Source organism: Methylomagnum ishizawai, from assembly GCF_019670005.1.
Taxonomy (GTDB): domain Bacteria; phylum Pseudomonadota; class Gammaproteobacteria; order Methylococcales; family Methylococcaceae; genus Methylomagnum; species Methylomagnum ishizawai.
On the sequence record NZ_AP019783.1, the window covers coordinates 2,263,426 to 2,289,565 of the forward strand.

21 protein-coding genes are annotated in these 26,140 nt (G+C 63.4%); 11 read left to right on the top strand and 10 right to left on the bottom strand.

The window, feature by feature from the left end:
• Nucleotides 1-145 precede the first annotated feature (145 nt).
• The 8 genes from K5658_RS10305 to surE form a co-directional block, all read right to left on the bottom strand.
• Nucleotides 146-337 (bottom strand): hypothetical protein, encoded by a 192-nt coding sequence (locus tag K5658_RS10305; RefSeq protein WP_221066834.1) that lies wholly within the window; start codon nucleotides 335-337, stop codon nucleotides 146-148.
• A gap of 2 nt (nucleotides 338-339) precedes the next feature.
• Nucleotides 340-816, bottom strand: a complete 477-nt coding sequence (locus K5658_RS10310) for a type II toxin-antitoxin system VapC family toxin (RefSeq protein WP_221066835.1) — start codon at nucleotides 814-816, stop codon at nucleotides 340-342.
• A gap of 414 nt (nucleotides 817-1,230) precedes the next feature.
• The gene (locus K5658_RS10315; protein ID WP_221063785.1) at nucleotides 1,231-2,559 is read right to left on the bottom strand and encodes a transposase; all 1,329 of its coding nucleotides are present in this window, start codon (nucleotides 2,557-2,559) and stop codon (nucleotides 1,231-1,233) included.
• 142 nt (nucleotides 2,560-2,701) lie between these two features.
• Entirely contained in the window at nucleotides 2,702-3,217 is a 516-nt protein-coding gene (locus K5658_RS10320) for a hypothetical protein (RefSeq protein WP_221066836.1), read from the bottom strand.
• A gap of 251 nt (nucleotides 3,218-3,468) precedes the next feature.
• Nucleotides 3,469-6,141, bottom strand: coding sequence for a bifunctional acetate--CoA ligase family protein/GNAT family N-acetyltransferase (locus tag K5658_RS10325; RefSeq protein ID WP_221066837.1), 2,673 nt, complete (start codon nucleotides 6,139-6,141; stop codon nucleotides 3,469-3,471).
• Between the two features lie 88 nt (nucleotides 6,142-6,229).
• Nucleotides 6,230-6,853: a DedA family protein gene (locus tag K5658_RS10330; protein WP_221066838.1), complete on the bottom strand. Its 624-nt coding sequence runs from the start codon at nucleotides 6,851-6,853 to the stop codon at nucleotides 6,230-6,232.
• Nucleotides 6,854-6,934: 81 nt separating this feature from the next.
• Nucleotides 6,935-7,594, bottom strand: a complete 660-nt coding sequence (locus tag K5658_RS10335; protein ID WP_221066839.1) for a protein-L-isoaspartate(D-aspartate) O-methyltransferase — start codon at nucleotides 7,592-7,594, stop codon at nucleotides 6,935-6,937.
• Nucleotides 7,591-8,346 (bottom strand): 5'/3'-nucleotidase SurE, encoded by a 756-nt coding sequence (gene surE, locus K5658_RS10340; protein ID WP_221066840.1) that lies wholly within the window; start codon nucleotides 8,344-8,346, stop codon nucleotides 7,591-7,593. Before surE ends, K5658_RS10335 begins: the two co-directional genes overlap by 4 nt.
• A gap of 255 nt (nucleotides 8,347-8,601) precedes the next feature.
• Between surE and K5658_RS10345 the strand changes: the two genes are divergently transcribed.
• The 8 genes from K5658_RS10345 (at nucleotide 8,602) to K5658_RS10380 (ending at nucleotide 19,328) form a co-directional block, all read left to right on the top strand.
• The gene (locus K5658_RS10345) at nucleotides 8,602-9,522 is read left to right on the top strand and encodes a ZIP family metal transporter (RefSeq protein ID WP_221066841.1); all 921 of its coding nucleotides are present in this window, start codon (nucleotides 8,602-8,604) and stop codon (nucleotides 9,520-9,522) included.
• Between the two features lie 11 nt (nucleotides 9,523-9,533).
• On the top strand, nucleotides 9,534-10,220 hold the full coding sequence (locus K5658_RS10350) for a TMEM165/GDT1 family protein (protein WP_221066842.1): 687 nt from the start codon (nucleotides 9,534-9,536) through the stop codon (nucleotides 10,218-10,220).
• The gene (locus K5658_RS10355; RefSeq protein ID WP_221066843.1) at nucleotides 10,217-11,452 is read left to right on the top strand and encodes an ATP-grasp domain-containing protein; all 1,236 of its coding nucleotides are present in this window, start codon (nucleotides 10,217-10,219) and stop codon (nucleotides 11,450-11,452) included. Before K5658_RS10350 ends, K5658_RS10355 begins: the two co-directional genes overlap by 4 nt.
• A 150-nt stretch (nucleotides 11,453-11,602) precedes the next feature.
• Nucleotides 11,603-15,748: a flagellin N-terminal helical domain-containing protein gene (locus tag K5658_RS10360; protein ID WP_221066844.1), complete on the top strand. Its 4,146-nt coding sequence runs from the start codon at nucleotides 11,603-11,605 to the stop codon at nucleotides 15,746-15,748.
• Between the two features lie 104 nt (nucleotides 15,749-15,852).
• Nucleotides 15,853-16,275, top strand: coding sequence for a flagellar protein FlaG (locus K5658_RS10365; protein ID WP_085214270.1), 423 nt, complete (start codon nucleotides 15,853-15,855; stop codon nucleotides 16,273-16,275).
• An 18-nt stretch (nucleotides 16,276-16,293) separates the two neighbouring features.
• Entirely contained in the window at nucleotides 16,294-18,336 is a 2,043-nt protein-coding gene (fliD, locus tag K5658_RS10370; RefSeq protein WP_221066845.1) for a flagellar filament capping protein FliD, read from the top strand.
• Nucleotides 18,337-18,602: 266 nt separating this feature from the next.
• Nucleotides 18,603-18,932, top strand: coding sequence for a flagellar protein FliT (locus K5658_RS10375; RefSeq protein ID WP_221066846.1), 330 nt, complete (start codon nucleotides 18,603-18,605; stop codon nucleotides 18,930-18,932).
• A 12-nt stretch (nucleotides 18,933-18,944) separates the two neighbouring features.
• Nucleotides 18,945-19,328 (top strand): hypothetical protein, encoded by a 384-nt coding sequence (locus tag K5658_RS10380; protein WP_221066847.1) that lies wholly within the window; start codon nucleotides 18,945-18,947, stop codon nucleotides 19,326-19,328.
• A gap of 6 nt (nucleotides 19,329-19,334) precedes the next feature.
• Here the strand turns inward: K5658_RS10380 and K5658_RS10385 are convergent, their stop codons facing one another.
• On the bottom strand, nucleotides 19,335-20,135 hold the full coding sequence (locus K5658_RS10385) for a cytochrome C assembly family protein (RefSeq protein WP_221066848.1): 801 nt from the start codon (nucleotides 20,133-20,135) through the stop codon (nucleotides 19,335-19,337).
• Nucleotides 20,136-20,517: 382 nt separating this feature from the next.
• On the opposite strand from K5658_RS10385, the gene K5658_RS10390 reads away from it, so the two are divergent.
• The 3 genes from K5658_RS10390 to ffh all read left to right on the top strand — a co-directional run bounded on the left by K5658_RS10390 (nucleotide 20,518) and on the right by ffh (nucleotide 25,295).
• Nucleotides 20,518-22,179, top strand: a complete 1,662-nt coding sequence (locus tag K5658_RS10390; protein WP_221066849.1) for a DUF1800 domain-containing protein — start codon at nucleotides 20,518-20,520, stop codon at nucleotides 22,177-22,179.
• A gap of 16 nt (nucleotides 22,180-22,195) precedes the next feature.
• The gene (locus tag K5658_RS10395) at nucleotides 22,196-23,572 is read left to right on the top strand and encodes a DUF1501 domain-containing protein (protein WP_221066850.1); all 1,377 of its coding nucleotides are present in this window, start codon (nucleotides 22,196-22,198) and stop codon (nucleotides 23,570-23,572) included.
• Between the two features lie 361 nt (nucleotides 23,573-23,933).
• On the top strand, nucleotides 23,934-25,295 hold the full coding sequence (gene ffh / locus K5658_RS10400) for a signal recognition particle protein (protein WP_221066851.1): 1,362 nt from the start codon (nucleotides 23,934-23,936) through the stop codon (nucleotides 25,293-25,295).
• 20 nt (nucleotides 25,296-25,315) lie between these two features.
• Here the strand turns inward: ffh and K5658_RS10405 are convergent, their stop codons facing one another.
• A complete protein-coding gene (locus K5658_RS10405; protein ID WP_221066852.1) occupies nucleotides 25,316-26,059 on the bottom strand; it encodes a L,D-transpeptidase family protein in 744 nt (247 codons plus the stop codon).
• Between the last annotated feature and the right edge of the window lie 81 nt (nucleotides 26,060-26,140).

A 26,140-nucleotide genomic window follows, 5' to 3' on the forward strand; every position in this document is an offset into this window, starting at 1 on the left:
CATGCCAGGAACGGCGACGTCGCTTGGTTTCCAAAGGGTGGGCCGGTATTCCCGCTTTACCGGATTTGGACAGGGTGGGCATGGGTACATGTCCACCCTACCGGGCTGAGTTTAGGGGCGTAGCGTAGCCGAGTCCGGTGCGGCGTTAGGCATGGGATTTTGCATCAGCATTCCCTAAACCTCTGACTTTACGTGGCGGTAATGAAACCACCCGTTCCGGGTGCATGGCCTGTTTTTTGATAAGGTCTTCATAGATAGCGCCAGCATCGTAGTTAAACTGACGCGCATATTCATCTCGAAGCGCACGGGTTTCGGCAACAATTGGGTCTTTCCACATATTTAATCCTCTGCTGTAAGCTCAAGTGGGGTACAAATTACAGGCGGCTCATAGCCAAATACTCGGCAGGTCGCTTCGATTTTAGGCCGTGTATGTGCATTCGCGATGTGCGTGCAATTCCATGTCAGCAAATACTCGGCACCGTTTACGATAGCAATGGCCACATGGTAAGCATCTGCCTCGGCTTTTGGTGGCAGTGCATGGTTTTGGATCAGGGCTTGAGCCAAACTTTGAACTTCGGGAGAAACTTGAAGCAATGGCAGGTCGGCGATGATAGCTAGCCGACGTTGCGCCGCTTCCGGGTGGCCTTTGCTGGCTTCTGATATGACAAGCTCGGATACGAAAACGTTGTAATTTGCGCGCTGTGTTTCCCACCAATCTGATGTTGCGCTTTGGTTTGCCATGGCACGTAAATCGTTGCTTGGCCGTGCTGTCAAATAGCTAAAAACGGACGTTTCTATATAGACAGATGCTTTCAAAGAAACCTCGGGTTTTGGTTGGGTTAGCAAACTGCACTATATAACCGACCTTCATGGCGGCGCAATACGGGAGTACCCTATTGCGCCTTGCACGGGCTTATTTTCTCGTATTTCAACAGGAGTGTTTACATTTTTGAAAGCAACTTCCTGCATATCAATATTTGCATTTTTTGGCATGCTAATCCCAACATTGCAATTTTCAATGAGAGCGTTATTTAAATAAATGCCTGATTTATCTGCTCTCGAATTACTTATAGTTTGCCCAGATATCGAAGAGCTGGGTAGAGATTGCGCGCTATGCTTTGGAGTTGAAAAGGTGCTCAGTAATAGCTGTGTATCTCCGTTGCAAATTGGACATGAAAAGAGATTATGTCGTTCAGCTATTGGTCTTAAGCGCCAGCCCTTTCAAAGTGACTACTTCTTCTTCCTAAGTAATTGATATGTCGAGACATGTGGCTGTTTCGGGTCGTAGGGCGGTTTGTCGATGGGCTTTTTCGGGCCGCGCGGATGCTTTTTGAGGGTACGCAACGGGATGTTCCGGGCGGTTTCGCGCAGCCACGCGGCGAATTCCGCCGGGGTTTGTTCGGAGACGAACAGCCAGTCGCCGACCCCGCTGAGTTGGATGAGCGCGAGGAAAGTGGCGGCGATCTCGTGGGAGAGATAATACCCGGAGATATCCTTGGACACGGGTTTTCCATGGGCGCAGTCCAGCGCCGAGATCATGACCGAGAAGAGGTTATAGGCGACCAGGGCCAGGGCGAATCCGAACAGGGCGGCCTTGGGATAGGCCAGGGTTTCGATCTCGGACTTGAAATGTTTTTCGACGTGTTGGAACGCGGTTTCCAGGGTCCAGCGCCTGCGGTAGAGGTCGGCGACGGTGGCGGCGGGTATGTCCGCCGGGAGGTCGGTCAGGATATCGACGAAGGCATCGCCGTCGCGGGTGGGTTGTTCGAGTTCGACGCGGACGAGGCGATAGGGCCGCCCGGCCACGCCGACCCGCTTTTCCAAAAGCCGCCCGCCGCCCTGTTCCCCGGCCTGGGAAAACAGGGTTTCCTCGGTCAGCGGCAGGTTCAGGTGCAAGCGCATCAAGGCGTGGGCGTTCCGGCCCTGGAGCCGGTCGAGGAATCCCACGGTGCAGAAGTTGCGGTCGGCGATCCACAGTTCGCCGGCCTTGGGGATACCGGCCACGGCGTCGAGCAGGCGGCGCTCCTGGGCATGTCCGTCCTCGCAAGGGAACACGTCCCGCATCAGGCGGCGCTCCGGGTCGAACACCACCAGCGACTTGCCCGGCAACGCGGCACCGCCGACCTCGCGGTGGACGGCGAGGCGTTTCTCGCTCGCCGCCAGACAGTTGCCGTCGAGGAGGCGGACCGGATAACCCGGCAACCAGGGTTCGGGGGTGAAACCCAGGGCATCGAGAATATCCGACAGGTCTTCCGAGGTATCGCGCAGCAGGGCTTGGGACACGGATAATTCAACGCCCTTGAGTTTCTCGTAGAGCGCGGATACCGTTACCCCCAGGGGTTCCGGGTGTTTCTGGTAGGCCGCGTTGATCGAGGGATGGACCTTGAGGACCACGCTCAGCATGAGGTCGCACACCGTCGAAAATAGGATTTCCCGCGTGTATTGCTCCTTCGCGTTCTCCAGGAAAATCCTGTCCAGCCTCTCCGCCGCAAAGCAGCGTTCCAGTAGGCCGTGCAGCAGGCAGGACAGGGGCATTTTCTGGCGGAATAGCTCTAGCATTGATCTCGACTATTGGTGTTGGTATGTTGAGCGCCGATAATACTATCGGTTATTTCAGTTTGAAAGGGCTGGTCTTAAGCGCGTAATTATTTCAGAGCAGTTGTTGCATTGATATTCGTAGATGGGCATAAAATTTCCTCATTCAAGCAGCTATTGTGCATTCCCACCAGAATTCATCGCCTAGATTTCGCAAGCTAATTCGCCAGGATTTTTTTAGATGCCGAGAAAAAAATAGAAATTTGGCTGTATATGTTAGTTCTAATTTGTATTCAAAAGCTGAAAAAATAGCTCCATTCTGGGTATGAATACCTGGAGAAATAGAAATTTCTGATGATTCAGTGCTTGCTAGACGAGGAATTGTTTTGGTGGGATTCAATATCGCACAATTTTTCATTGATAAGCTATCTAAAACCACCTTCAGTTCAGTAACAGTACTAAAAATATTTAATGCAGGCATTTTACCAAGGTTTTTAATCTTAATGCGTGACTCTGAATTAAGTTTTTTGTGTTTATCGGTCACTGTATCAATTGTGATTTCTGGTGGAAATACTATCCATGCAGAGTACAAGCTAATAAGGCCAGCAAACGACGTGATGCCTGCCCATGCAAGACCTTTTGCAACATAATCGATAGTAGTTGGATCAAAACTCGATTGCATGGGTTACTCTTTTTTTATTCTAAAACAAAGGTTGTTGCTGGGTATAACTAAGAATTAAACGGACCCGCTAAACCCCCGATCCGGGATGTTATGCTAATAGCCCGCCCCTCGCCGCGCATCGCGCGTCAATCAAAGCACAATCCAAAATATTTAACAATAAAAAGAATAACTTGCCACTTCCAGTATTCGTTTGACGCCACGGATGAACGGATTAAACGAATGCAAACCGAAGTTTGCCCTCTGATTCTTGCTCAAAGCGCCTTGCTGACCCACATCAAACTCGCATCCTCCGGGCTGATCCGGCTGGCGAAACCCAGCTTCTTCATCAAGCCCAGCATCTTGGTATTGTTCGCCAACACCTCGCCTTCCAAAGCCACATAACCCTTGTCCCGCGCCGCTTCGATCAGGCTGTGCATCAAGCGCGTGCCGAGGCCGTGCTGTTGCCAGCCGTCGGCGATGACCAGGGCGAATTCGGCGGTGCGCCCGTCCGGGTTGGTGGCATAGCGGGCCACGCCCAGCGCGGTTTCGCGCCCGTCCTGCACGGTGGTGGCGAGCAGGGCCAGTTCCCGGTCGTAGTCCAACTGGGTCAGGCGGATCAGCAAATCCTGGCTCAAATCCTGGATCGTGTTCATGAAACGGAAGAAGCGGGCTTCCGGCGACAGCCCGCGCACGAAAGCCCGTTCCAGTTCGGCATCCTCCGGGCGGATCGGGCGGATTTGGATATCGGTGCCGTCGTTGAGTTGCAGGTGTTCGACCAAGTGCAGGGGATAGGGATGGATCGCCATATGGCCGTAGCGGTGGCGGCCCGCCGGATGGGGATGGACCACGATGCGGGCGTCCAGGGCCAATACGCCGCGGTCGTCGGCCATCAGCGGGTTGATGTCCAGTTCCTTGATTTCCGGCAGTTCGCAGGCCAGTTCCGACAGCCTCAGCAACACGCCGACCAGGGCCGCGTGATCGACCGGGGGCAGGTTGCGGAAGGCGTCCAACAACTGGGCGGTGCGGGTTTCCCGGATCAGGGTCTCGGCCAGATGTTCATTGAGCGGCGGCAGGGCGACGGCGCGGTCGCGCAGCACTTCCACCGTGGTCCCGCCCGCGCCGAAGGCGATGACCGGGCCGAACACCGGGTCGTCGACGATGCCGACCAGCAATTCCCGGCCCTTGGGGTCGCGGTACATCTTTTCCACCGTGACGCCTTCGATCCGAATATCGGGGCGGCGGGCGCGGACCGCCGCCAGCAGGTCGTTATAGGCCGGGCGCACGGTCCCGGCCCCCTCGACATTGAGCTTGACCCCGTCCACATCGGATTTATGGACCAACTCGGGCGCGAGGATTTTCAGCGCCACCGGGAAGCCCAGATATTCCGCCGCCGCCAGCGCCTCGTTGGGCGTATGCACGGTGAGGGCCGGGGCCATGGGGATGTGGAAGGCGCGGAGCAGGGCGCGGGTTTCCAGGTCGGTGAGCAGGCTCCTGCGCTCGGACAACGCGCCTTCGACGATCAAGCGGGCACCCACGATATCCGGCGGGGTCTGGCTGGCGAGCGGGCCGGGGGCTTGCAGCAGCAGCTTCTGATTGTCGTGGAAGGCGGCGAGGAAGGCGAAGGCTTCGAGGGCGCTTTCCGGGTTGCCGAAGCTGGGGATTTTATGGCGGGCGAACAGTTCGCGGCCTTCCTGGACCTGGGCCGCGCCCAGCCAACAGGCCAGGAGGGGCTTGCCGGTTTGCGCCGCCGCCTGGATCACGGCCTCGGCGGCTTGGGTGGGCTGGGTGGTGGCCTGGGGTGTCAGCAGGGCGAGGACGCCATCGACCTGTTCGTCTTTCAGACAGGCGGCGACGGCGGCGGCGTAGTGTTCCGGCGTGGCCGCATCGGAAAGGTCCACCGGATTGGCGCGGGACCAGGCGGCGGGCAGGGCGGCGTCGAGTTGTTCCAAGGTGGCCGGGCCGGGTTCGGCGAGGCGGATGTTCTGTTCGACCGCCCGGTCGGTCGCCATCACGCCCGGTCCGCCGGCGTTGGTGACGATGGCGAGCCGGTGGCCGCGCAGGCGGTGGCGGGTGGCGAGCGATTGCGCGGCGGCGAACATCTGTTCGATGCTCCTGGCCCGCACCACGCCCGCCCGGCGCAGGGCCGCGTCGAACACATCGTCGCTGCCGACCAGCGACCCGGTGTGCGAGACGGCGGCGCGGGAGCTTTCGGCATAGCGCCCAGCCTTGATGGCGATGACCGGCTTGAGCCGCGCCGCCGCCCTGAGGCCGCTCATGAAACGGCGGGCATCGCGCACTCCTTCGAGATAGACCAGGATGCTGCGGGTGTTGGGGTCCAGGGCCAGATAATCCAGGATATCGCCGCAATCCACCCCCGGCCCCCCGCCCACCGCGACCACGGCGGAAAAACCGATCCGGTGGGCGGTGGCCCAGTCCAGGATCGCGGTACACATCGCCCCCGATTGCGAAACCAGGGCCAGCGGGCCGGGTTCGGCGCTGTTGTGGCTGTCGGTGGCGTTGAGGCCGAGGCCGGGCCGCATGAAGCCGAAGCCACGGGGGCAGAGCAGGCGGACGCCATGGCGGGCGGCGGCGTCTTGTAAGGGGCGTTCGAGGGCCGGGCCGGTGGCATCCCCGTGGCCTTCGGGCAGGACCAGGGCCGCTTTCACGCCCGCCGCCCCGCAAGCGTGGACCAGCCTGGGCGTTTCCGCCGCCGGGGCCGCGATGATGGCGAGGTCCACCCGCGTCGGCAGGGCGTCGAGTCCGGGGAAACGGGGCCGGTCGCCGGGCGTGGCCGGTCCGGGCTGGATCGGATAGATCGACCCGCTGTAGCCGCCCGCCGCGAGGTTGCGGTAGACCCGTCCGCCCACCGTGCCGGTTGGGTCGGAGGCACCGAATACGGCGATGGCTTGTGGGGCGAACAAGGGGTGTAGGTAATGCTGGCTCATGGCGGGTGCCCCAACCGTTTTGGATTTATGCCTTCCACGTGGCTCCCGGATTGCGTTGCACGCCATCCGGGCTACGGTTCTGGGCGGATTACCGGGAGGTGGCGGCTTCGGCCTTGGCCAGCTTGCGCCGGTGCAGGACGACGTAGACCGCCACCAGCGCCGCGCTGAATCCCACCGCGCCAATCACCGCTTGATGCGAATAGCGCACGATCAAAGCCTGTTCCGCGCCCAGGAAATAGCCGATCCAACTCAGGACCGACACCCAGATCGCCGCCCCGACCGTGGTGTAGAGCGAGAACCTCAGATGGCCCATGCGGGCGATGCCGGCCGGGATCGAGATTAAATGCCGGATCACCGGCAGCAAGCGCCCGATGAAGGTGGAGATTTCGCCATGGCGCAGGAAGAAGCTTTCCACCCGGTCGAAATGTTGTTCGGTGATCCAGACATAGCGCCCGTACTTGATGACCAAGGGCCGCCCCAGCCAACGCGCCACGAAATAATTGGCATAGGCGCCCGCGAGGCTGCCGAGGGTGCCGCAAAGGATGACCAGGGTCATGTCCAGCTTGCCCTGCTGGGCGAGGTAGCCTGCGGGGGGCATCACCACTTCGCTGGGGATCGGGAAGATCGAGCTTTCCATCGCCATGAGCAGGAAGATGCCGGGATAGCCCAGGGTGCCGATGGTTTCCACCAGCCAGTTGATGAGTTCGTGCATGGGGTTTCCTTGTGGGGGTTTGGAGGGGTGGATTGCCCGGCGAGGCTGGGTCCGGGCGACGGGGCGACGGGGCGCCGTGGCCTAGACCACGCCCGGCAACAGCGGCACGAAAACCACCGGCTCCACCTCTTCCACCTGGTAGCCGACCTCGGTGCGGACCACCCGCTTCAATACCTGCGCCCGGCCATCGCCGACCGGGATCACCAGGACGCTGCGCCGGGCCATTTGTTCGAGCAGGGCGGGCGGGATTTCAACAGGGGCGGCGGTGACGATGATGGCGTCGTAGGGCGCGTATTCTTCCCAGCCCCAGCCGCCGTCGCTGTGTTTCATCCGCACGTTGCGGAGGTTCAGGTCTTGCAGGCAGCGGCGGGCGCGTTGTTGCAGGGGGTAGATGCGCTCCACCGTATGCACCCGCTTGGCGAGTTGGGCCAGGATGGCGGTTTGGTAGCCGGAGCCGGTGCCGACTTCCAACACCTTGTCCGGGATGCCGGGTTCCAGTAGCAGTTCGGTCATCCGCGCCACGATATAGGGCTGGGAAATGGTCTGGTTGAAGCCGATGGGCAGGGCGGTGTCTTCGTAGGCCCGGCTTTCCAGGGCTTCCTCCACGAAGATATGCCGGGGGGTTTCCAGCATGACCTTGAGTACCGCCGGATGGGTGATGCCTTGTTCTTTCAGGCGGTTGATCATGCGCTCCCGGGTGCGGCGGGAGGTCATCCCGATGCCCTGAAGGCGTTGGTTCATAAGTCGATCTCCTGGGGGAGCCAAGCCCCCAGCTTGTCCAGGCTTTCGTAGCGGGTCAGGTCGATCTGCAAGGGCGTGACCGAGACGTAGTGGTTGCGGATCGCGTGGAAGTCGGTGCCCGGCCCCGCGTCCTGTTCGGGGCCGGCGCAGCCGACCCAGTAGATTTCCCGGCCCCTGGGGTCGCTGGCGCGGACCACGGGTTCGGCCTTGTGGCGTTGGCCCAGGCGGGTGGAGCGGAAGCCCTTGAGGCTGTCCCAGGGCAGGTCGGGCACGTTGACGTTGAGCAGGGTGTCGGGCGGCAGCGGTTGGGCCTCTATGCGCTTGAGCAAGGCCACGGCGACCCGGCCCGCCGTGTCGAAATGGCTGGGATTGTTGCCGGCCAGCGAAATGGCGACGGCGGGCAGTCCCAGGAACCGGCCTTCGGTGGCGGCGGCCACGGTGCCGGAATAGATCACATCGTCGCCCAGGTTGGCCCCGTGGTTGATGCCGGCGAACACCATGTCCGGTTCCCGTTCCAACAGGCCGGTGATGGCGAGGTGTACGCAATCGGTGGGCGTGCCGTCCACCTTGAGGAAGCCATTGTGGGCTTTCCCGACCCGGAGCGGGCGGTCCAGGGTCAGGGAATTGCTCGCGCCGCTGCGGTTGCGCTCGGGGGCGACCACGGTCAGGTCGGCCAGCGGCCCTAAAGCTTGGGCCAGGGCCGCCAAGCCCTCGGCGGCGTAGCCATCGTCGTTGCTCAACAAGATATGCATGTCCGTTAACTCCCTAAGATTGCAGGCATTCTACACAAGAACGACGGGGACGGGACGGGCGGGTTCCGGGGTTTTTCAGGGGGGGCGGGTTGGTCTGTCATACCGTGGAGACAGGGACTGCCGGGCGGCGGGAACTTGGCTTTTCCTTGACCATCCGCCTTGACGCTGCGGGGCGGATTCCCCGACCATTGCCGCCGCTTCCCGCATCCTCCCGCCGCCAGCGGCCTTTATCTTATTTTCCAAGGAACGCGGACCATGAATACAAACGCTTGCTGTGCCTTCGTCGCCAAAATCAAAGCCCAACCGTTTTACCAGAAATACGCCGCCCTGCCGCCCTTGGGCCAGAAGCTGGTGCTGGTCGGTTCGATCACCTTTTTCACCACGGCCATTCTGGCCTTCATCTATTACTTCGTGGACCGCATCATCGCCCTGGGGGCCTTGGCCAGCATCCTGGCGGGGCTGGCGACGGGACTGGGGGCCTTGCCCGCGCTGTTCGTCAAGGAGGTGTCGCGCACCACCCTCAACGCCATGCTGGGTGGCGCCGCCGGGGTGATGCTGGCGGCGACGGCGTTCTCCTTGATCGTGCCGGGGATACAGTTCGGCAACCAACTCTGGCCGGGCTGGGGCGTGTACGTGGTGGCGGCGGGGATCATGGCCGGGGCGGTGTTCCTGGTCATGGCCGATCAGTGGCTGCCCTATGAGAAATACCTGGAAGGCGGCGAGCGCTTCGATTCCTTGCGCAAGGTCTGGCTGTTCATCGCCGCCATCGTCCTGCACAACCTGCCGGAAGGCGGGGCGGTGGGCGTGAGCTTCGGCAGCGGCGATTGGCATAACGGGGTCGCCATCGCCATCGCGATAGGCTTGCAGAACATCCCGGAAGGCTTGGCGGTGGCGATGCCCTTGGTGGCCTTGGGCTATCAGCGCGAACAGGCGGTGTTGATCGCCTTGCTGACCGGCTTGATCGAGCCGGTGGGCGGGTTCCTGGGTGTGGCGCTGGTGACGGTGTTCCTGCCCTTGCTGCCCATCGGCATGGCTTTCGCGGCGGGGGCGATGCTGTTCGTCATCAGCGACGACATCATCCCCGAGACCCAGTCGCGGGGTAAGGCCCGCTACGCCACCTTCGCGGTGATGTTCGGCTTCATCGTGATGATGATCCTCGACAACCTCCTGACCTGAACGGAGCGGAAATGGCATGTGGATTGATAGCCGAGGCTTCGGCCTGGGCGGAGCGGACCCTGCCCGCCTTGGATTGGGCGGGGGGGCTGAACGCGGCGGGAACCACCTTCGCCTTGGTGGGCGCGGCGGAATTCGGCGATAAGAGCCAATTGGTGTGCATGGCGCTGGCGGCGCGGCATCGGCACTGGCCGGTGTTGTGGGGCTCGGTGCTGGCGTTCGCCTTGTTGAATCTGATCGCCGTGGCTTTCGGCGCGGCGGCGGGGGAATGGTTGCCACCCAGGGTGGTGGCGGGCGTGGTGGCGGTGTTGTTCGCGGTGTTCGGCATCCGCGCCTTGCTCACGCGAGAGGAGGACGCGGACGAAGAGGTCGAGGAAAAGACCGGGCATGGCGTGTTCGTGACCACCTTCCTGATGATCTTCCTGGCCGAGTTCGGCGATAAGACCCAGATCGCCGTCGCGGGGCTGGGCGCGGCGGAACCCGTGGTGCCGGTGTGGTTGGGCGCGACCTTGGCCTTGTCCACCACTTCGGCCCTTGGCATCTGGGCCGGGCGGACGCTACTGCGCAAGCTGCCGCAGCACGTCATGCACCGGATCGGCGGGGTGTTGTTCATAGGGTTCGCCTTGTTCGCGGCGCATGAGGCGGTGCCGCCGGGGTGGTGGGATATGGCGGGGGCTTGGTGGAGACAGTGGTCGGAATGAATGCGGTTTATGAAGTTTTAAGCGCGGACGATCCAACCCCCCGCCCCCTCATCGGCCTGGCCCGCCTCATGCGCCTCGCCTTCGCCGGGCAAGACCTTGCTCCCATCGGCGAGCGATTGCTGGCCCGCGCCCGACAATATCCGGACGAGGCCACGACCTTGCTGGATTTGTCCACCGTACTGCTACTGCGCGGCCAGCGCGGGGAAGCGTTGTCGGTGCGGGAACTGGCCGTGCGCACCGACCCGCTGTATCGCCTCCCGGCCCCGGAACCCGCGGCGCTACGCCTCTTGGTTATCCTGGGGCCGGGCGACTTGATGGCGAATTCCCCGGTGGAGTTGCTGTTGGAATGGTCGGACGTGGACCTGCATCTGCTCTATCTGACACCGGACCGGCCTTTCCCCGACCGCGTGCCCGACCACGATGTGCTGTTCGTCGCCGTGGCCGAATCCGACGCCAACCAGCCCTTGCTGGCCGCTATCGCGGCTTATGTCGCGGAATGGCCGCGCCCGGTGCTGAACCCGCCGGACCGCATCGCCCGTTTATCGCGGGATGGCGTGGCGGCTTGGCTCAAGGACGCGCCGGGTTTGGTCCTGCCGCCGGTGGCGCGGGTGGAACGGGCCGGTCTCGAACGCCTCGCGGGCGGCGGCGGGGCCGTCGCCGATTGGCTCGCCGATGGGGATTTCCCGTTGATCGTGCGGCCTATCGATTCCCACGCGGGCCATGGCCTCGCCAAGCTGGACGACCGGGCGGGACTGGCCGCCTACCTGGAAACGGCGGCGGAAGAGGGCTTCTATCTCTCGCGTTTCGTCGATTACCGGGGGCCGGACGGGCTGTTCCGCAAATACCGCATCCTCTTGGTCGAGGGGCGGCCCTATCTGTGCCATATGGCGATCTCGGCGCATTGGATGATCCACTACCTCAATGCCGGGATGGCGGACAGCGCCGACAAGCGGGCCGAGGAGGCGCGGTGCATGGCGGGCTTCGAGCAAGGTTTCGCGGCCCGCCACGCCGGGGCGTTGCGGGCCATCCACGCGCGGGCCGGGCTGGATTATGTCGGTATCGACTGCGCCGAGACGCCCGCGGGCGAACTGCTGGTGTTCGAGGTGGATAGCTGCATGATCGTCCACGCCCTGGACCCGGTGGACCTGTTCCCTTATAAGCAGCCCGCGCTGCGGCGGTTGTTCGACGGTTTCCGGGCGATGTTGCTGCGGGCGGCGGGGGTGGGAGCTTAGGCTGGCCGATCCTGGCGGGAGGCGGGTAGCCCGCCGGGCGCGGCGTTCCGGGCTGTAAAGTTTTGCCAGGTCCGCCCGATAACTCCTACGAGAGTTGAAGAAACGGGCCACCGGCCCGGATTGGCCCACCCTTCAAGGAGTACCGCCGCCATGCCCATGTACATCAATACCAACGTCACCTCCCTGACGACCCAGATGCAACTGAATAAATCGCAGATGTCGCAACAGACCGCGATGACCCGGTTGTCTTCGGGACTGCGTATCAACAGCGCCGCCGACGATGCCGCCGGCCTGGCGATTTCCGATAGGATGTCGGCCCAGGTCACCGGCATGAACCAGGCCGTCCGCAACGCCAACGACGGTATCTCCCTGGCCCAGACCGCCACGGGCGCGTTGGGGCAGATCACCAACAGCCTGCAACGCTTGCGCGAGTTGTCGGTGCAATCGTCCAACGCCACCAACACCGCTTCCGACCGCGCCGCTCTGCAACAGGAAGCCGGCCAGTTGCTGTCGGAAATCGACCGCGTGGCGGGCCAGACCCAATTCAACGGCATCACTCTCCTGGACGGCAGTTTCAAGCAGCAGAGCTTCCAGGTCGGTGCCAATGCCGGCCAGACCATCAGCGTGAACGTGAGCGGGGCCAAGGCCAGCCAGCTCGGCACCAACAACGCCGCCGCCCTCACCGCCAAGGGCAACAGCGCCGCCATCAACAGCGGCGACCTCATCATCAACGGCGTGGCGATCCGGTCCTCTTCCGCCAGCGACGATTTGGCTTCCTATCCGGCTTCCAGCAAATCCAGCAGCGCCATCGCCAAGGTCGCCGCCATCAATGCCAGCACCGCCCAGACCGGCGTGACCGCGACGGCGGATGTCAACACCGTCGCGGGCGCCACCCAGGTCGCCCCGAAGTTCTCGGGCGATGCCGGTTCCGGTACCCTTACCATCAACGGGGTGCAGACCGCCAAGATTTCGCTGACCGCCGACCTGGCCAGCAACCGCGCCGCCGTGGCGCAAGCGATCAACGCGATTTCCGACAAGACAGGCATCACCGCCAACGATACCGGCTCCACCGACACCGGCGTGTCGCTGTCGGCGGCCGACGGGCGCAATGTCACGGTCAAGTATTCCGCGCCGACCGATGCCAATACCCGCTTCGATGCCAGCCTGACCGGCGTCCGCGCGCTCGGGACCGAGGACAGCAGCGTGGGCGTCGGCAATGTGTTGCAGGGCACCACGATGGCGGGTGCCAACAGCAGCGGTTCCTTCACCATCAATGGCGTGGGCACCTCCATCGTCAACACCTCCAGCGATACCGTCACCACCCGCGCCAGCGTGGTCGCCGCCATCAACGCGATTTCCGACAAGACCGGCGTCACCGCCGTCGATAGCGGCAGCGACGCCGACGGCGTGAAATTGGTCGCCGCCGATGGCCGCGCGATCGAGATTTCCCGCACCGTGGTGAGCGGCACCTTCGATGCCACCACCACCGGCGTCAGCGCGGGCCGGGGCACCAACAGCACCCTGGCCCAAACCCAGGTGGCGGCCACCACCACCACGGCGGAGGGTGCCGCCAACACCGAGAACCTGACCATCAACGGCCAGTCCATCAGCTTCGACGCGGGTTCCGCGACCCTCACCGCCGACTTGGCCGACGCCATCAACAACGTGTCGGTACAGACCGGCGTGAAGGCGGACACCACCACCTTGGCGATGAACACCGCGACCGGCGACGGGCGGGATATCACGATCAGTTCGAAGGGCAACACCACCACCGGCGCGGGCGCGTTGCTCGCCGACGACCTGGGCTACGCGGCCCAGTCCGGCACCATGACGATCCACAGCGGCACCACGGCCACCACGGCGTTCGCCGCCGGCAGCGATTTCAGCTTCGCCATCAACGGCAAGACCTACAATGTCGCGACCACCGATACCTCGGCGACGCTGGCCGCGACCATCAACCTCGACACCTCGACCACCGGCATCACCGCGACCGATTCCGCCGGCCAGCTGAAATTGCAAGCGGCCGATGGCAGCGACATCGTGTTGAGCGGCAACCTGGGCGACATGGCCTCCGCCACCGCCGGCACCACGCTGGGCTTCTCCAACACCAGCACCGACGTGGTCAGCGCGGGCTTCACCATTTCGGGCGAGGCTTCGGCGGCCAGCGCCAACGGCAAGGGTTTGGAGAACAACTGGACGAGTCTCAACACCGTATCCACAACCGCCTCGGATACCTTGCAGCTTAGTATCAACGGTGTGAAGACCGCCGAAATCACCGGCACGGGAACCTCCAGTGACGACGCGGACACCATCGTCGCCGCCGTCAATGCCATCAGCAACCAGACCGGTATCACCGCCAGCCAGACCGGCGGTGCCTTGACCTTCAATTCCAAGGATGGTCGCCAGATCGACCTGACCGGATCGACCATCAATGGCAACAACAGCACCACCTCCGTGGCGGCCAAGCTGGGCATGACCATGGATGTGGATGGCAATTTCTCCAAGGGGGCCACCGCCGTCCGGGATATGGCCACCGCCAACAACGCCGTGGGCGGCACGGTCGATAACACCGGCACCTTGGGCGACAACTCCATCATCGTCGTCAACGGGGTGACGGCCAGCGCCAACGTGGACCTGAGCAGCACCGACGCCGGCACCAACGCCGGTAACATCGTGAAGGCGGTCAATAGCGTATCCACCCAGACCGGCGTCACCGCGGCCCTCAACGAGGCCGGCGACGGCGTGGTGTTCACTTCCGGATCGGGCGGCACCATCGACCTGACCGGCTCGAAGAGCAATGGCATGGCCTTGACCGCCGGACAACTGGGCCTGGATTCGCTGTCCAACGCCCAGGGCAGCAACGCCGCCGAGGGCACCAACTACGGCAGCTATACCCTGACCTCCAACGAGAAGATCGAGATCACCGCCGGTTCCGGCACCGGGGTCAGCGTCGCCCATGCCGGCTTGGCGTCGGGCACCTACAGCGCACAGACCGCCTACACTTCGACCACCTCCAACAATGGCCAGGCCATCCAGAGCGGCGACGCCAAGATCAACGGCGTGTTGATCGGCGCTTCCACCGCCGCCAGCGACACCGCGTCGAACTACGCCTCGGTGGTGTCCAGCGAACAGGCCGCCAAATGGACGGCGGCCAGCGCCATCTCCAAGGTGGCGGCGATCAACGCGATCTCGGAAAAATCCGGCGTCACCGCGACCGTGAACGCCACCCAGGCGGACGGCAGCGACATGACCGGCAGCGCGGCCGGTACCGGCACCATCACGATCAACGGCCAGAACACCTCTGTGATCGCCTCGGTCGGTGGCGGCAACGATATCGACGCCGCGACCACCCGTGCCAACGTCGTCAAGGCGATCAACGCCATTTCCGAGCAAACCGGGGTCCGCGCGGTCGATACCAATAGCACCACCAGCGGGGTGCAACTCGTCGCCGACGATGGCAGGAACGTGAACATCCAGTTCAACGGCGGTTTGAGCGGGGCCAACACCGGCTTGGTCTCGAACAACACCACCACGACGGTGACGGGGACGGGGCCGACCGCCACGGGCGCCAAACAGACCGGGTCCTTGAGCATCAACGGCGTCAGCACCGGCACGTTCTCACTGAACTCGTCCAGCGATGGGGCCGGCTATACCAGCGCCGTGCAGGGGCAGGATCTCGCCAACGCCATCAACAGCATCGCCGACAAGACCGGCGTCACCGCCACGGCGGATAGCACCACCGGCGCCCTGACCTTGAAGGCGGCTTCCGGGCAGAATATCTCGGTCGATTTTGGCGGTTCGATGACGGCCTCGCTCACCGGTCTCAAGGCCGGCACCACCAACGGCAGCAGCGCCACCGCCTTCGGCACCTACACCCTGAGTTCGGCGGCGACCTTCTCCGTGGACAAGGGCAGCACCGGCGGCCTGGGCGTGGACAACACCGGCCTGAGCGTGGGCACCTACGGTTCGGGCAAGACCGGCATGTCTTTGGACAAGCTGGATATTTCCACGGCGGAAGGAGCGCAGAAGGCCATCACCGCCCTCGACAACGCCTTGGCGCAGGTCGATAGCAACCAAGCCAACCTGGGCGCGATCCAGAACCGCTTCAACTCGACCATTTCCGCCCTGCAATCGACCTCGACCAACCTGACCGCGGCCCGCAGCCGTATCCAGGACGCCGACTTCGCTTCGGAAACCGCCTCCCTCAGCCGGGCGCAGGTATTGCAACAGGCCGGTACGGCGATGTTGGCCCAGGCCAATTCCTCCAGCCAGAGCGTGCTGTCTCTGTTACGCTAAGCTTGAAGGTGGTGGCGGTGGATACCCCACCGCCACCCGTGGACCACCGGGCGGGGGGATGGCACGAGGGCCGTTCCCCCGTCGTCGATTAAGCGAGGAAGAGTATGGACAGTTTGAGTTCCGTGGCGGGTACCCTGAGCAACGCCTTCGCCAGGCACGGCACCGCGCCGTCGCCCGACGCCGTCGCCGATCCCGCGACCCAGCAATCCGCCGCGCCCGCCGAGCCGCAGCTCCGCGCCGTGCCATCCAGCCAGAATTCCGGGCAGGCCGACCTGTCCGGCCAGCAAGGCAAGGGCGGCGACGGCAAGCAGCCGGTCGAACAGGCGGTCAAGGATATCAACGCCTTTTTCCAGGATGTCAAAAGGACGTTGGAATTCAACATCGACCAGGATTCGGGACGCATGGTCATCCAGATCAAGGATTCGGAGACCAAGCAGGTGATCCGGCAGATTCCGCCGGAATATGTCCTGAAGCTCGCCAAGCAATTGGGCGAGGTCAGGGGTTTGTTGTTCGAGGAGAAGGCCTGAGGCGGCGCGGAGGCGGCTATGGCGACCGTGACATCGACCGGATTGGGTTCTGGGCTGGATATCAATGGCATCGTCAGCAAGCTGGTGGCCGCCGAGCAAACCCCGCAAACCACCCGCTTCGACAAGCAGGAAGCCACCGACCAGGCCAAGATTTCGGCGCTGGGGACGTTCAAGAGTTCCCTGTCCGATTTCCAGACGGCGGTCGACGCCATGAAGAACGCCACCAGCTTCGCCAAGATGCAGGGCGTTTCCAGCGATACCAGCGTGGTGTCGGCCAGCGCCAGCCTGAACGCCGAGGCCGGCGATTACACCCTGACCGTGAAGCAGTTGGCCCAGGCCCAGAGCTTGGCTAGCAAATCCTACGCCAATGTCACCGACGTGGTCGGCAGCGGCACCCTGACCATCAAGTTCGGCACCAACACGTTCGACACCGTCACCGGAAATCCGACCGGCTTCACCCAGAACGCCGACCAGGGCACCCTGAGCATCACCCTGGATTCCAGTAACAACACCCTCACCGGGGTGCGCGATGCCATCAACAAGGCGGGCGCGGGGGTGAAGGCCACGATCATCAACGATGGCAGCGGCAACCGGCTGGTGCTGGGCGCGACCAGTTCCGGGGCCAAGAACGGCATGGAGATCACCGTCTCCGATGGCGACGGCGACGACACCGACGCCGCCGGGCTATCGGTCCTGGCGTTCAACGCCGCCGCCACGCCCCAGATGACCCAGACCCGCGCCGCCCAGGACGCCCTGGTCAATATCAACGGCCTGGACGTGACCAGTTCGACCAACACCGTGTCCACCGCGCTCAAGGGCGTCACCTTGAACCTGCTCAAGGCCCAGCCGGGGCAGTCGGTCAACCTCGGCGTCTCGGTCAACACCGACGCCGTGACCCAGGCGGTGCAGAACTTCGTCGATAAGTTCAACGCCGTGGTCAGCACCAATACTTCCATCGCCAGCTACGACGCCACCACCCAGAAGGCGGGCGTATTGCTGGGGGATTTCACGGTGCAGGGCACGATGCGCCAGCTCCGCAATTTCATCGCCCGTCCGGTGGATGGACTCGGCGGCTCGGTCAAGTCCTTGTTGGATATTGGCATTTCCACCCAGTCCGATGGCAGTTTGGCGCTGGATACCAGCAAGCTCAGCTCGGCCCTGGATTCTAGCCCCAAGGATGTCGCGGCTTTGTTCGCGCCCTTGGGCGTGCCCACCGACGCTAATGTCACCTATGTCGGCGGCAGCGCCGACACCCAACCCGGCGACTACGCGCTGAACGTCACCGCCGCCGCCACCCGTGGCGTCCTGACCGGGAGCGCCGCGCCTTCCTTGACGGTGGATGCCGGTAATAGCCAGCTCAGGATCACGGTGGATGGCGTGGAGTCCGGCAGTATCAGCCTCACCCAGCGGACCTATGCCTCCGGCGACGAACTGGCCGCCGAATTGCAAAGCCGCATCAATGGCGATGCCTCGCTCAAGTCCGGGGGCGCGAGCGTGACCGTGCAATACGACAACACCAGCCAGCGGTTCTCGATCCAATCCCAGCGCTATGGTTCGGCCTCCTCGGTCGAGATCGCCCAGGTGGGCGCGACGGGCAGCGGCAACAGCGTGGGTGGTCTGGGCGTCGGTGCCGGCACCCAGGGCACCGATGTCGAGGCGACCCTGGACGGGCAGGCGGTCCAGGGCTCGGGACGCCAGATCACCGGCCTGACCGGTAAAGCCAAGGGCCTGGTGCTGGAAATCGGCGACGCGGTCACCGGGGACCGGGGCAGCGTGCGCTATAGCGGCGGTTTGGTCGCGCAGTTCGATAGCCTGCTCACCGGGTTGCTGGACACCAAGGGCACTTTGAGTACCCGCTTGGAAGGCTTGCAGGACGATGTCACCAAGATCGGGAAGGACCGCACCGATCTCGCCACCCGGATGACGACCTTGCAAACGCAGCTTTTGGCCCAATTCAACGCCATGGACAAACTGGTCGGCCAATTCCAAAGCACCAGTAGTTATCTCACCCAACAACTTTCCCTCTTGCCCTACGCCAATACCAAGACCTTCACCGGCTGACCACCCGCCGGCCCAAGCCTCCGCCGTTGGGTTTCAAGATACCCTGGTATGGGGGTATTTGCTTTCTAAAACAGCGGCTTATCCAAGCATGTCGTGGTTGGGTGATACGGTATTCCCACGTATTTAAAACCCGGAGACCCTCGACCACACTTCGTGCTGTCGAAAAGATGCGCCCACCGGAACCGAGGAATCGGCCCCTGGCGGGCGGGTTGTTATGGCGGCGGTCGGGAACGGCCCGGCGGTCGCCCTGCGTAGCGGTGGAGCGGATGTCCGAATTGCGGTCCCAGGTGGAAACGGTATTGGCCTTGTCCCGGCGCTTGCTCGCCTTGGCGACCCAGGGGGCCTGGGCCGGGATCGCCGAAACCGAGCGGCGGCGCACCGAAGCCTTGCGCCAGCTCTTTCTGATCGACCTATCGGACCCGGAGGATCGGCGCTTCCTGGCCGACACCGTGGAAAACATACTCGCCCTCGATGCCGAGACCGTAACTTTGGTGGAACGGGAGCGGGACCACGCCGCCGGACAATTGCGCAAAATTCAACTTGGCCGACAGGGTAAAAACGCATACCTGGCGGTCAGGGATGAATCATCTTATTAAGCGAGGCTAGCCATGACAAACGCACATGAAATACGTGAACAGGCCGAAATCTTGCTAGAGCTCTCGAATTCCATCCTATCGGCGGCTATCGGCGGCTATTGGGATGAAATGGACGAATTGGAGCATCAACGTACCGCCTTGTTCGAGCGGATGTTGGGCGTGGACGAGGTCTCGGGCGCGGACCGTATTTTCCTGGTCGGGGTGATGGAACATGTCCGGGTCGTCGATGCCACCGTCCGCAAGTTCCTCGGGGCCGGCCAAGCCACCGGCTGGCTGGCGGGCGCGGAGTCCGGGTTCGATATCCTCTCCGACGAAGACTTGGCTTTCCTCGCCTTCGAACTGGCCGGTCCGTCGGGTGGTCCCGTATCCAAGGAACCGTTGCTGGCCTATCAATAGGGCGCTTCAGGTCCGGCCCAGGATCCACTCCAATACCATCTTGCTCCCGAAATAGGCGAGCATCAGCGCGACGAAGCCCCCCAGGGTCCAACGGATGGCGGTCTGTCCCCGCCACCCGGCCCTGACCCTCCCCGACAGCAGCACCGCGAACAGCACCCAGGCCAGGATCGACAAGATGGTCTTATGGGCCAGATGCTGCGCGAACATGTTCTCCAGGAACAAGAATCCCGTCACCAGCGACACCGTGAGCAGGGCGAAGCCCGCGCCGATCAATTGGAACAGCAGCGCTTCCATGGTCTGTAGGGGTGGCAGCGAGCGCACCAAGGGACCGCCGAGGTGGCGCGCCCGCAGGCAGCAATCCTGCGCCGCCAGCAGCACCGCCTGGATCGCCGCGATATTGAGGAAGCTATAGGCCAGCAGCGAGGACAGGATGTGCGCCGTCATCGGCCAGCTTGGATCGCGCACGAGGTGGGCGCCTTCCGGCACCCCCAGCTTGAGGCCGAGGATGAAGGCCGACAGCGGGAACACCACGATGCCGAGCTTGTCCACCGGCTTGAACAGCGCGGCCAGCAGCACGATGGCCACCACCAGCCAGACCACGGTGGACAGGGCGCTGAGGAAGCTGAAATCCAGCAAGCCCCGTCCCGCGGACAGGTTGGCGGCGAGGTGCAGGAGGCAGGCCAGCCCGGCCAGTCCCAAACTGGCGTAGCGTTGCGTGGCGGGACCGGGGCGCAGGGAACGGAGCAGCAGTAGGGTCGAGGCGAGATAGGCGGAAATGGCGGCGGTGCCGAATAGCGTCGAATTCATCGGAATCATGTCCTCTTTTGCCTAGTCTGGCATTGTCTTCCCCGCAAGTCCATCCCCGCACTCCCCGTATATTTCACTTTAAAAATCAATATGTTAAATCCAGTGTGTCCTGTGGCGGAGGCGGACGCTCGCCCCGTGCCACCCATCCGACGGAGGACGCCGGTCCGCCCGTGGGCTTCCCGGAGGCGGCGATGAGCCGCGCCGGTTGGCCTCCCGAGCCATGGGCGTTCGGGCGAGCGACCGGGAACGCCGTCGCTCCGTGTCGAAACGGCTGCGGAATTTAGCCAAACACCTCACGGTAATTTCCGCCCGCGGCTTCCATCTTTAAGCGTGCTCATGCGCATACTCCAATCCATTTCCAACTGACGGGGGGATTCCATCCATGAAACGCGGACGTATTCCGGCCTCCATCCTGGGCCTTTTAGCAGTGCTCGGCCAAGGCCATTGCGGGGCGGTACAGACCGAACCCGCGAACTGCGTGGACCCTTGGGCACCGATCACCTATCCCGCCAACGCCCCTGGCAACAATGGCGTGACGGCGGTGGAGGCGGTGCGCTTTTTGAACCAGGCCACGTTCGGTTCGACCCAGCGTGACATCGACCATCTGAAGCGTATGTCGCTCCCGGCGTGGATAAAGGAACAATACGGCCTGGATGCCTCCTGCCACCTCGCCACGCTGAATCAAACCCAGAACAACAGCAGCCGGGAAAACCGCATGGAAGTCTGGTGGCGGCTGGCCGTGCGGGCACCGGACCAATTGCGGCAGCGGGTGGCGTTCGCGCTGTCGGAAATCTTCGTGGTGTCGGAGCGCAATTCCGGCATTCCCCAGAACGCCCTGGCCGTTTACTACGACGTGTTGGTCCGCAACGCCTTCGGCAATTTCCGGGATATCCTGGAACGGGTCACGTTGTCGCCGGCGATGGGCCGCTTCCTGTCCATGCTCGGCAATCAAAAGCCCGACCCCCTGCTCGGGATCCGCGCCGATGAGAACTACGCCCGCGAGGTGATGCAATTGTTCACCATCGGCCTGGTGCGCCTGGACCCGCAGGGCCTGCCCCTGCTCCAGGATGGCCAACCGATACCGACCTATACCCAGGCCGAGGTGGAAGGACTCGCGCGGGTGTTCACCGGCTGGACCTGGGGCGATTCGCTTTACTTTACCGATGGCGACGACTGGCGGATTGGGATGCGGGCCTTTGGCGATTATCACGACCGGAACGCGAAAACCATCCTCGATCAAGTCCGGGTGCCGGCGCGTGGCACGGCGGCCTCCGATCTCAAGCTGGCGCTGGATACGATCTTCAATCATCCCAACGTCGGCCCCTTCATCGGGCGGCAACTGATCCAGCGCCTGGTGACCAGCAACCCCTCTCCGGCCTATGTCGGACGGGTGGCGGCCAAGTTCAACGACAACGGCCAGGGCGTGCGCGGCGACATGAAGGCGGTGATCGAAGCCATCCTGTTGGACGACGAGGCCCGGCGCGGCCCGGCGGCCAACGCGAATTTCGGGAAGCTGCGCGAACCGCTCCTGGTCATGGCGCATCTTTGGCGGGCCTTCAATGTGGCGCTGCCGGACGGCACCGTCCCCTACCTGTATCCCGAGTCCAGCATCGGCCAAGCCCCGCTGTCGGCCCCCAGCGTGTTCAATTTCTTCCGGCCCGATTACGCGCCCAACGGGTCCATCAAGAACAAGGGGCTGGTCGCCCCCGAGTTCCAGATGGTGACCGAGACCCAGAGTACCCAGCTCCACAACGAACTGTGGGGCCGTATCCAATGGTACTACTCGGGCAATCCCTACCTCGACCTCAATAATCTCCTGGTTGATATCGAAGCGCTGCGGGTCCGCGCCGCGAAACCCGCGACCCTGGTCGATTATCTCGATCAACTCCTCACCGGGAAACGCATGCCGGCGGCCGTCAAGAACAGCCTGGCGACCTACCTGACCAAGGTGGCGCTGGGCACCGGGGCCTCGGCGGGCACCCTACGGGCCTTGGACGCGCTGTACTTGGTGATTTCCTCGCCCTACTACCTTATCCAGACCTGACCGGGAGTTTTCCGCCATGACCGCATCCAAACCCTGGACCCGCCGCGAGTTCCTGCGCGGCGGCCTGCTGTCCGCCGGCGCCCTGGGCGCCCTGGGTGCCCGCTCCGCCTTGGGGCTCCTGGCCGGGACCACGGCGGCCACCGCCGCCCCGGCCCGGGATTACCGCGCCCTGGTCTGCATCTTCCTGGCCGGTGGCAACGATGGATTCAACCTGTTGGTCCCGACCGATCCGGCGCGTTATGCCATCTACGCCCAATCCCGCCGCAATCTCGCGCTGGCGGCCGATAAACTGCTGCCCCTGGCGGGGGTGTTGGCGGCCGACCAAAGCTATGGATTGCATCCCGCCACGCCCGGCCTGCGCGACCTGTTCGATGCAGGCCGGTTGGCGTTCGTCGTGAATAGCGGCACCTTGCTGCAACCGACCACCAAAAAGGACTACAAGGGCGGCATTTCGCTCCCGCCCCAGCTGTTTTCCCATAACGACCAGTCCGACCAATGGATGTCGGGCCAACCCGATGCGGCGCAAAAAGTCGGTTGGGGCGGCCTCATCGCCGACAAGCTGGCGAACGCCAATGGCGGCGTTCCCTTGCCGCCGGGGATTTCCGTGGCGGGCAACAACCTGTTCCAAACCGGCCAGGTGAAGTCCCCGTACAACATCGGTCCCGGCGGGGTCAACCGCTTGGCGGTGATCTCCAGCAACCCCGCCGACAACCGCAGCAACCTGTTCAAGAATATCCTGGACACCGCCGCCACTTCAGGCCGGCTGCTGCAAAAGGAATATGCGAAATCCATCAAGGCCGGCCTGGACCTGCAAGCCACCTTGAACAGCGCATTGCAGCAGGGCTCCATCGGTTCGGGATACTGGCCGGGCAACGGGCTGGCGGCCCAGTTGCAAATGGTGGCCCGGATCATCAGTATCCGGCAAACCCTGGGCGTCACCCGCCAGGTGTTTTTCACCACCCTCGGCAGTTGGGACACCCACGACGATCAACTCAACCGCCATGCCGATCTCCTGGGGCAGCTTTCATCGGCGGTTTCCAGCTTCCACGCGGCCATGGAGGAATTCGGCGTCGGCAGCGCGGTCACCAGCTTCACGATGTCCGATTTCGGCAGGACCCTGACTTCCAATGGCGATGGCACCGACCATGGTTGGGGCAATATCCATTGCGTCGCCGGCGGGTCGGTGGTCGGGGGCACGCTTTACGGCCTCTTCCCCGACCTGACCTTGGACGGGCCCGACGATGCCGACTACGGGCGGCTGATCCCCACCACCTCCGTCGAGCAGTATGCCGCGACCTTGGCGCGTTGGTTCGGTGTGGGCGATGCCGACCTGGCCACGATCTTCCCGCACTTGAGCCGGTTCCCGGTGGCGAACCTCGGTTTCCTGGCCTGAAGCCCGGCACGGGCACCTCGCGGCGGTGGTGCGGGCCCGGCGCTTGGACCGCCGCCCGGTTGCGCTTCGAGCTTGGAACCACCCCGCCTCCCGGCGCTTTGCCGAACGATCTTTTCGCAGGGGAATCCAAGCGGAAACAATGGCTTGATGTTGATGTACCCGCGAAGGGAAGGACTCTGGCATAATGTCCGACCAAGATGAGGTGGCGCGGGATTGCCCCCGGTGGCCCAATCCCGCGCCGGGAATTCGCGCCTCGTGCCCCAGGGCGCCGTTCCCCTTGGCCGGGCGGTTCACGGCCCTGCGTGATACCAGAGATATAAGCGATGCGGAATGCTGCGCCAGTCCTTAGGATGCGAAAGCCATGTTTGATAACTTAACCGAACGATTCACTCAATCCCTCAAGAAAATCCGCGGCCATGGCCGGCTGACCGAAACCAATATCCAAGAAACCCTGCGCGAAGTCCGCATGGCCCTCCTGGAAGCGGACGTGGCCCTGCCCGTGGTCAAGGATTTCATCGAGCACGTCAAAGACCGCGCCCTCGGCCAGGATGTGCAGGGGAGCCTCTCGCCCGGCCAAGCCTTCATCAAGATCGTCAACGAGGAACTCATCGCGGTGATGGGCCAGGCCCATGAAAAGCTGAGCCTCGCCACCCAGCCGCCCGCCGTGATCCTGATGGCCGGTCTCCAGGGCGCGGGCAAGACCACCACCGCCGCCAAGTTGGCCCGCTGGCTCAAGGAGAACGAGCGCCGTTCCGTCACCCTGGTCAGCGCCGACGTCTACCGTCCCGCCGCCATCGAGCAATTGAAGACCCTGGCGGGCGAGGTCGGGGCCGATTTCTTCCCCAGCGATCCCTCCCAAGACCCGGTCGATATCGCCAAGAACGCCCTGGAGCACGCCCGCAAGAAATATAAGGACGTGCTGATCGTCGATACCGCGGGCCGCCTCCACATCGACCAGGCGATGATGGACGAAATCCAGCGCATCCACGCCGCCGTCAAGCCCATCGAGACCCTGTTCGTGGTCGATTCCATGACCGGCCAGGACGCCGCCAATACCGCCAAAGCCTTCGGCGACGCGCTGCCCTTGACCGGCGTGGTCCTGACCAAGACCGACGGCGACGCCCGCGGCGGCGCGGCGCTGTCGGTGCGCCATATCACCGGGAAGCCGATCAAGTTCATGGGCGTGGGCGAAAAGACCGCCGCGCTGGAGCGCTTCCATCCCGACCGGGTCGCTTCCCGGATTTTGGGCATGGGCGACGTGCTGTCCTTGATCGAGGATGCCGAGCGCAAGATCGACAAGGAAAAAGCCGAGAAGCTGGTCAAGAAGATCGAGAAGGGCAAGACCTTCGACCTCAACGATTATTACGACCAGTTGCAGCAGCTCAAGAACCTGGGCGGCATTTCGGCGATGCTGGACAAGATGCCGGGCGGTGCCAGTGTGCCCCAGCATGTCCGCGACAAGATCAGCGACGACGAATGGGTCAGGCAGATCGTCATCATCGATTCGATGACCAAGCAGGAACGCTCGTCCCCGGATGTCATCAACACCTCGCGCAAGGCCCGCATCGCCAAGGGCTCCGGCACCGATGTGCAGGAGGTCAACAAGATGCTGAAGCAGTACGACCAGATGCAGAAGATGATGAAGAAGTTCAAGAAGGGCAACCTGATGAACATGATGCGCGGCATGAAGGGCAATGTGAACCGCGCCTTTGGCCGGGGTTGAGTCCCGGTCCGCCGGGCGGTTCAGCCGCCCGGCTTCGCGAATCCCGCCAATTCCTTCCGCAATTCTTCGTAAAGCCCCGCCGTCCAGGCCGGGGCGTCTTCCGGTAGGCCCGTCCGGGGCTGGCCGCGCCAATCCCAAGGCCCGATCCACACTTTCACCCGCTCCGGGCCGGTCAGCGCCGCCAGGGTGAACAAATCCTCCGCCGCCGCGTCGCCCATGGCGAGGCAGCCCACCGACGCCGATTTGCCGTGGATCATGATGTCCGAGCCCAGGTCGCCGCGCCCGTCGCGCAGGCCCATCTTCCGGTCCCAGGCATTGGGATAATCCAGCTGCAAGGACACATGGAAGCGGCTGTTCGGATTGAGCAGGACCACCCGGTAGAGTCCTTCCGGCACCTGGCGGTCGCCTTCGCGCAATTTGGGACCGGCCCGGCCACTGGCCCCCTGGATGGGGTAATCCCGCACATGCCGCCAAGGACCGTCCGCGCTCCGGGCGAAGACTTCCAGGCGGCGCTCCTGTTTGAAGGCCAGGAAGGCCAACTCCCGCGGCGGGAAGGGCAGGCCCGCCGCCGTGAAATAGGGCTCCAGCCGGGTCCGGGCGTCCGCGCCGAACTGGGCCAGGCGTTGTTCCACCGTGTATTTTCCGTGCATGGCGAGGTCCAGCCTATCGAGGGCGATGGTGAAGAGGTCGCGGCCGGCCCAGGCCAGGGCCGCGCCGCCGAGCAGGGCCAAGGCCCGCAGGGTCCGCCGCCCACGGGCCGTCATGCCCCCTTACATGTGTAGGTTTTCACGATGTGCCGGTAAGGATGACCAAGGTCGCTGCGTGATCTGTTATTGGAGCGGCTG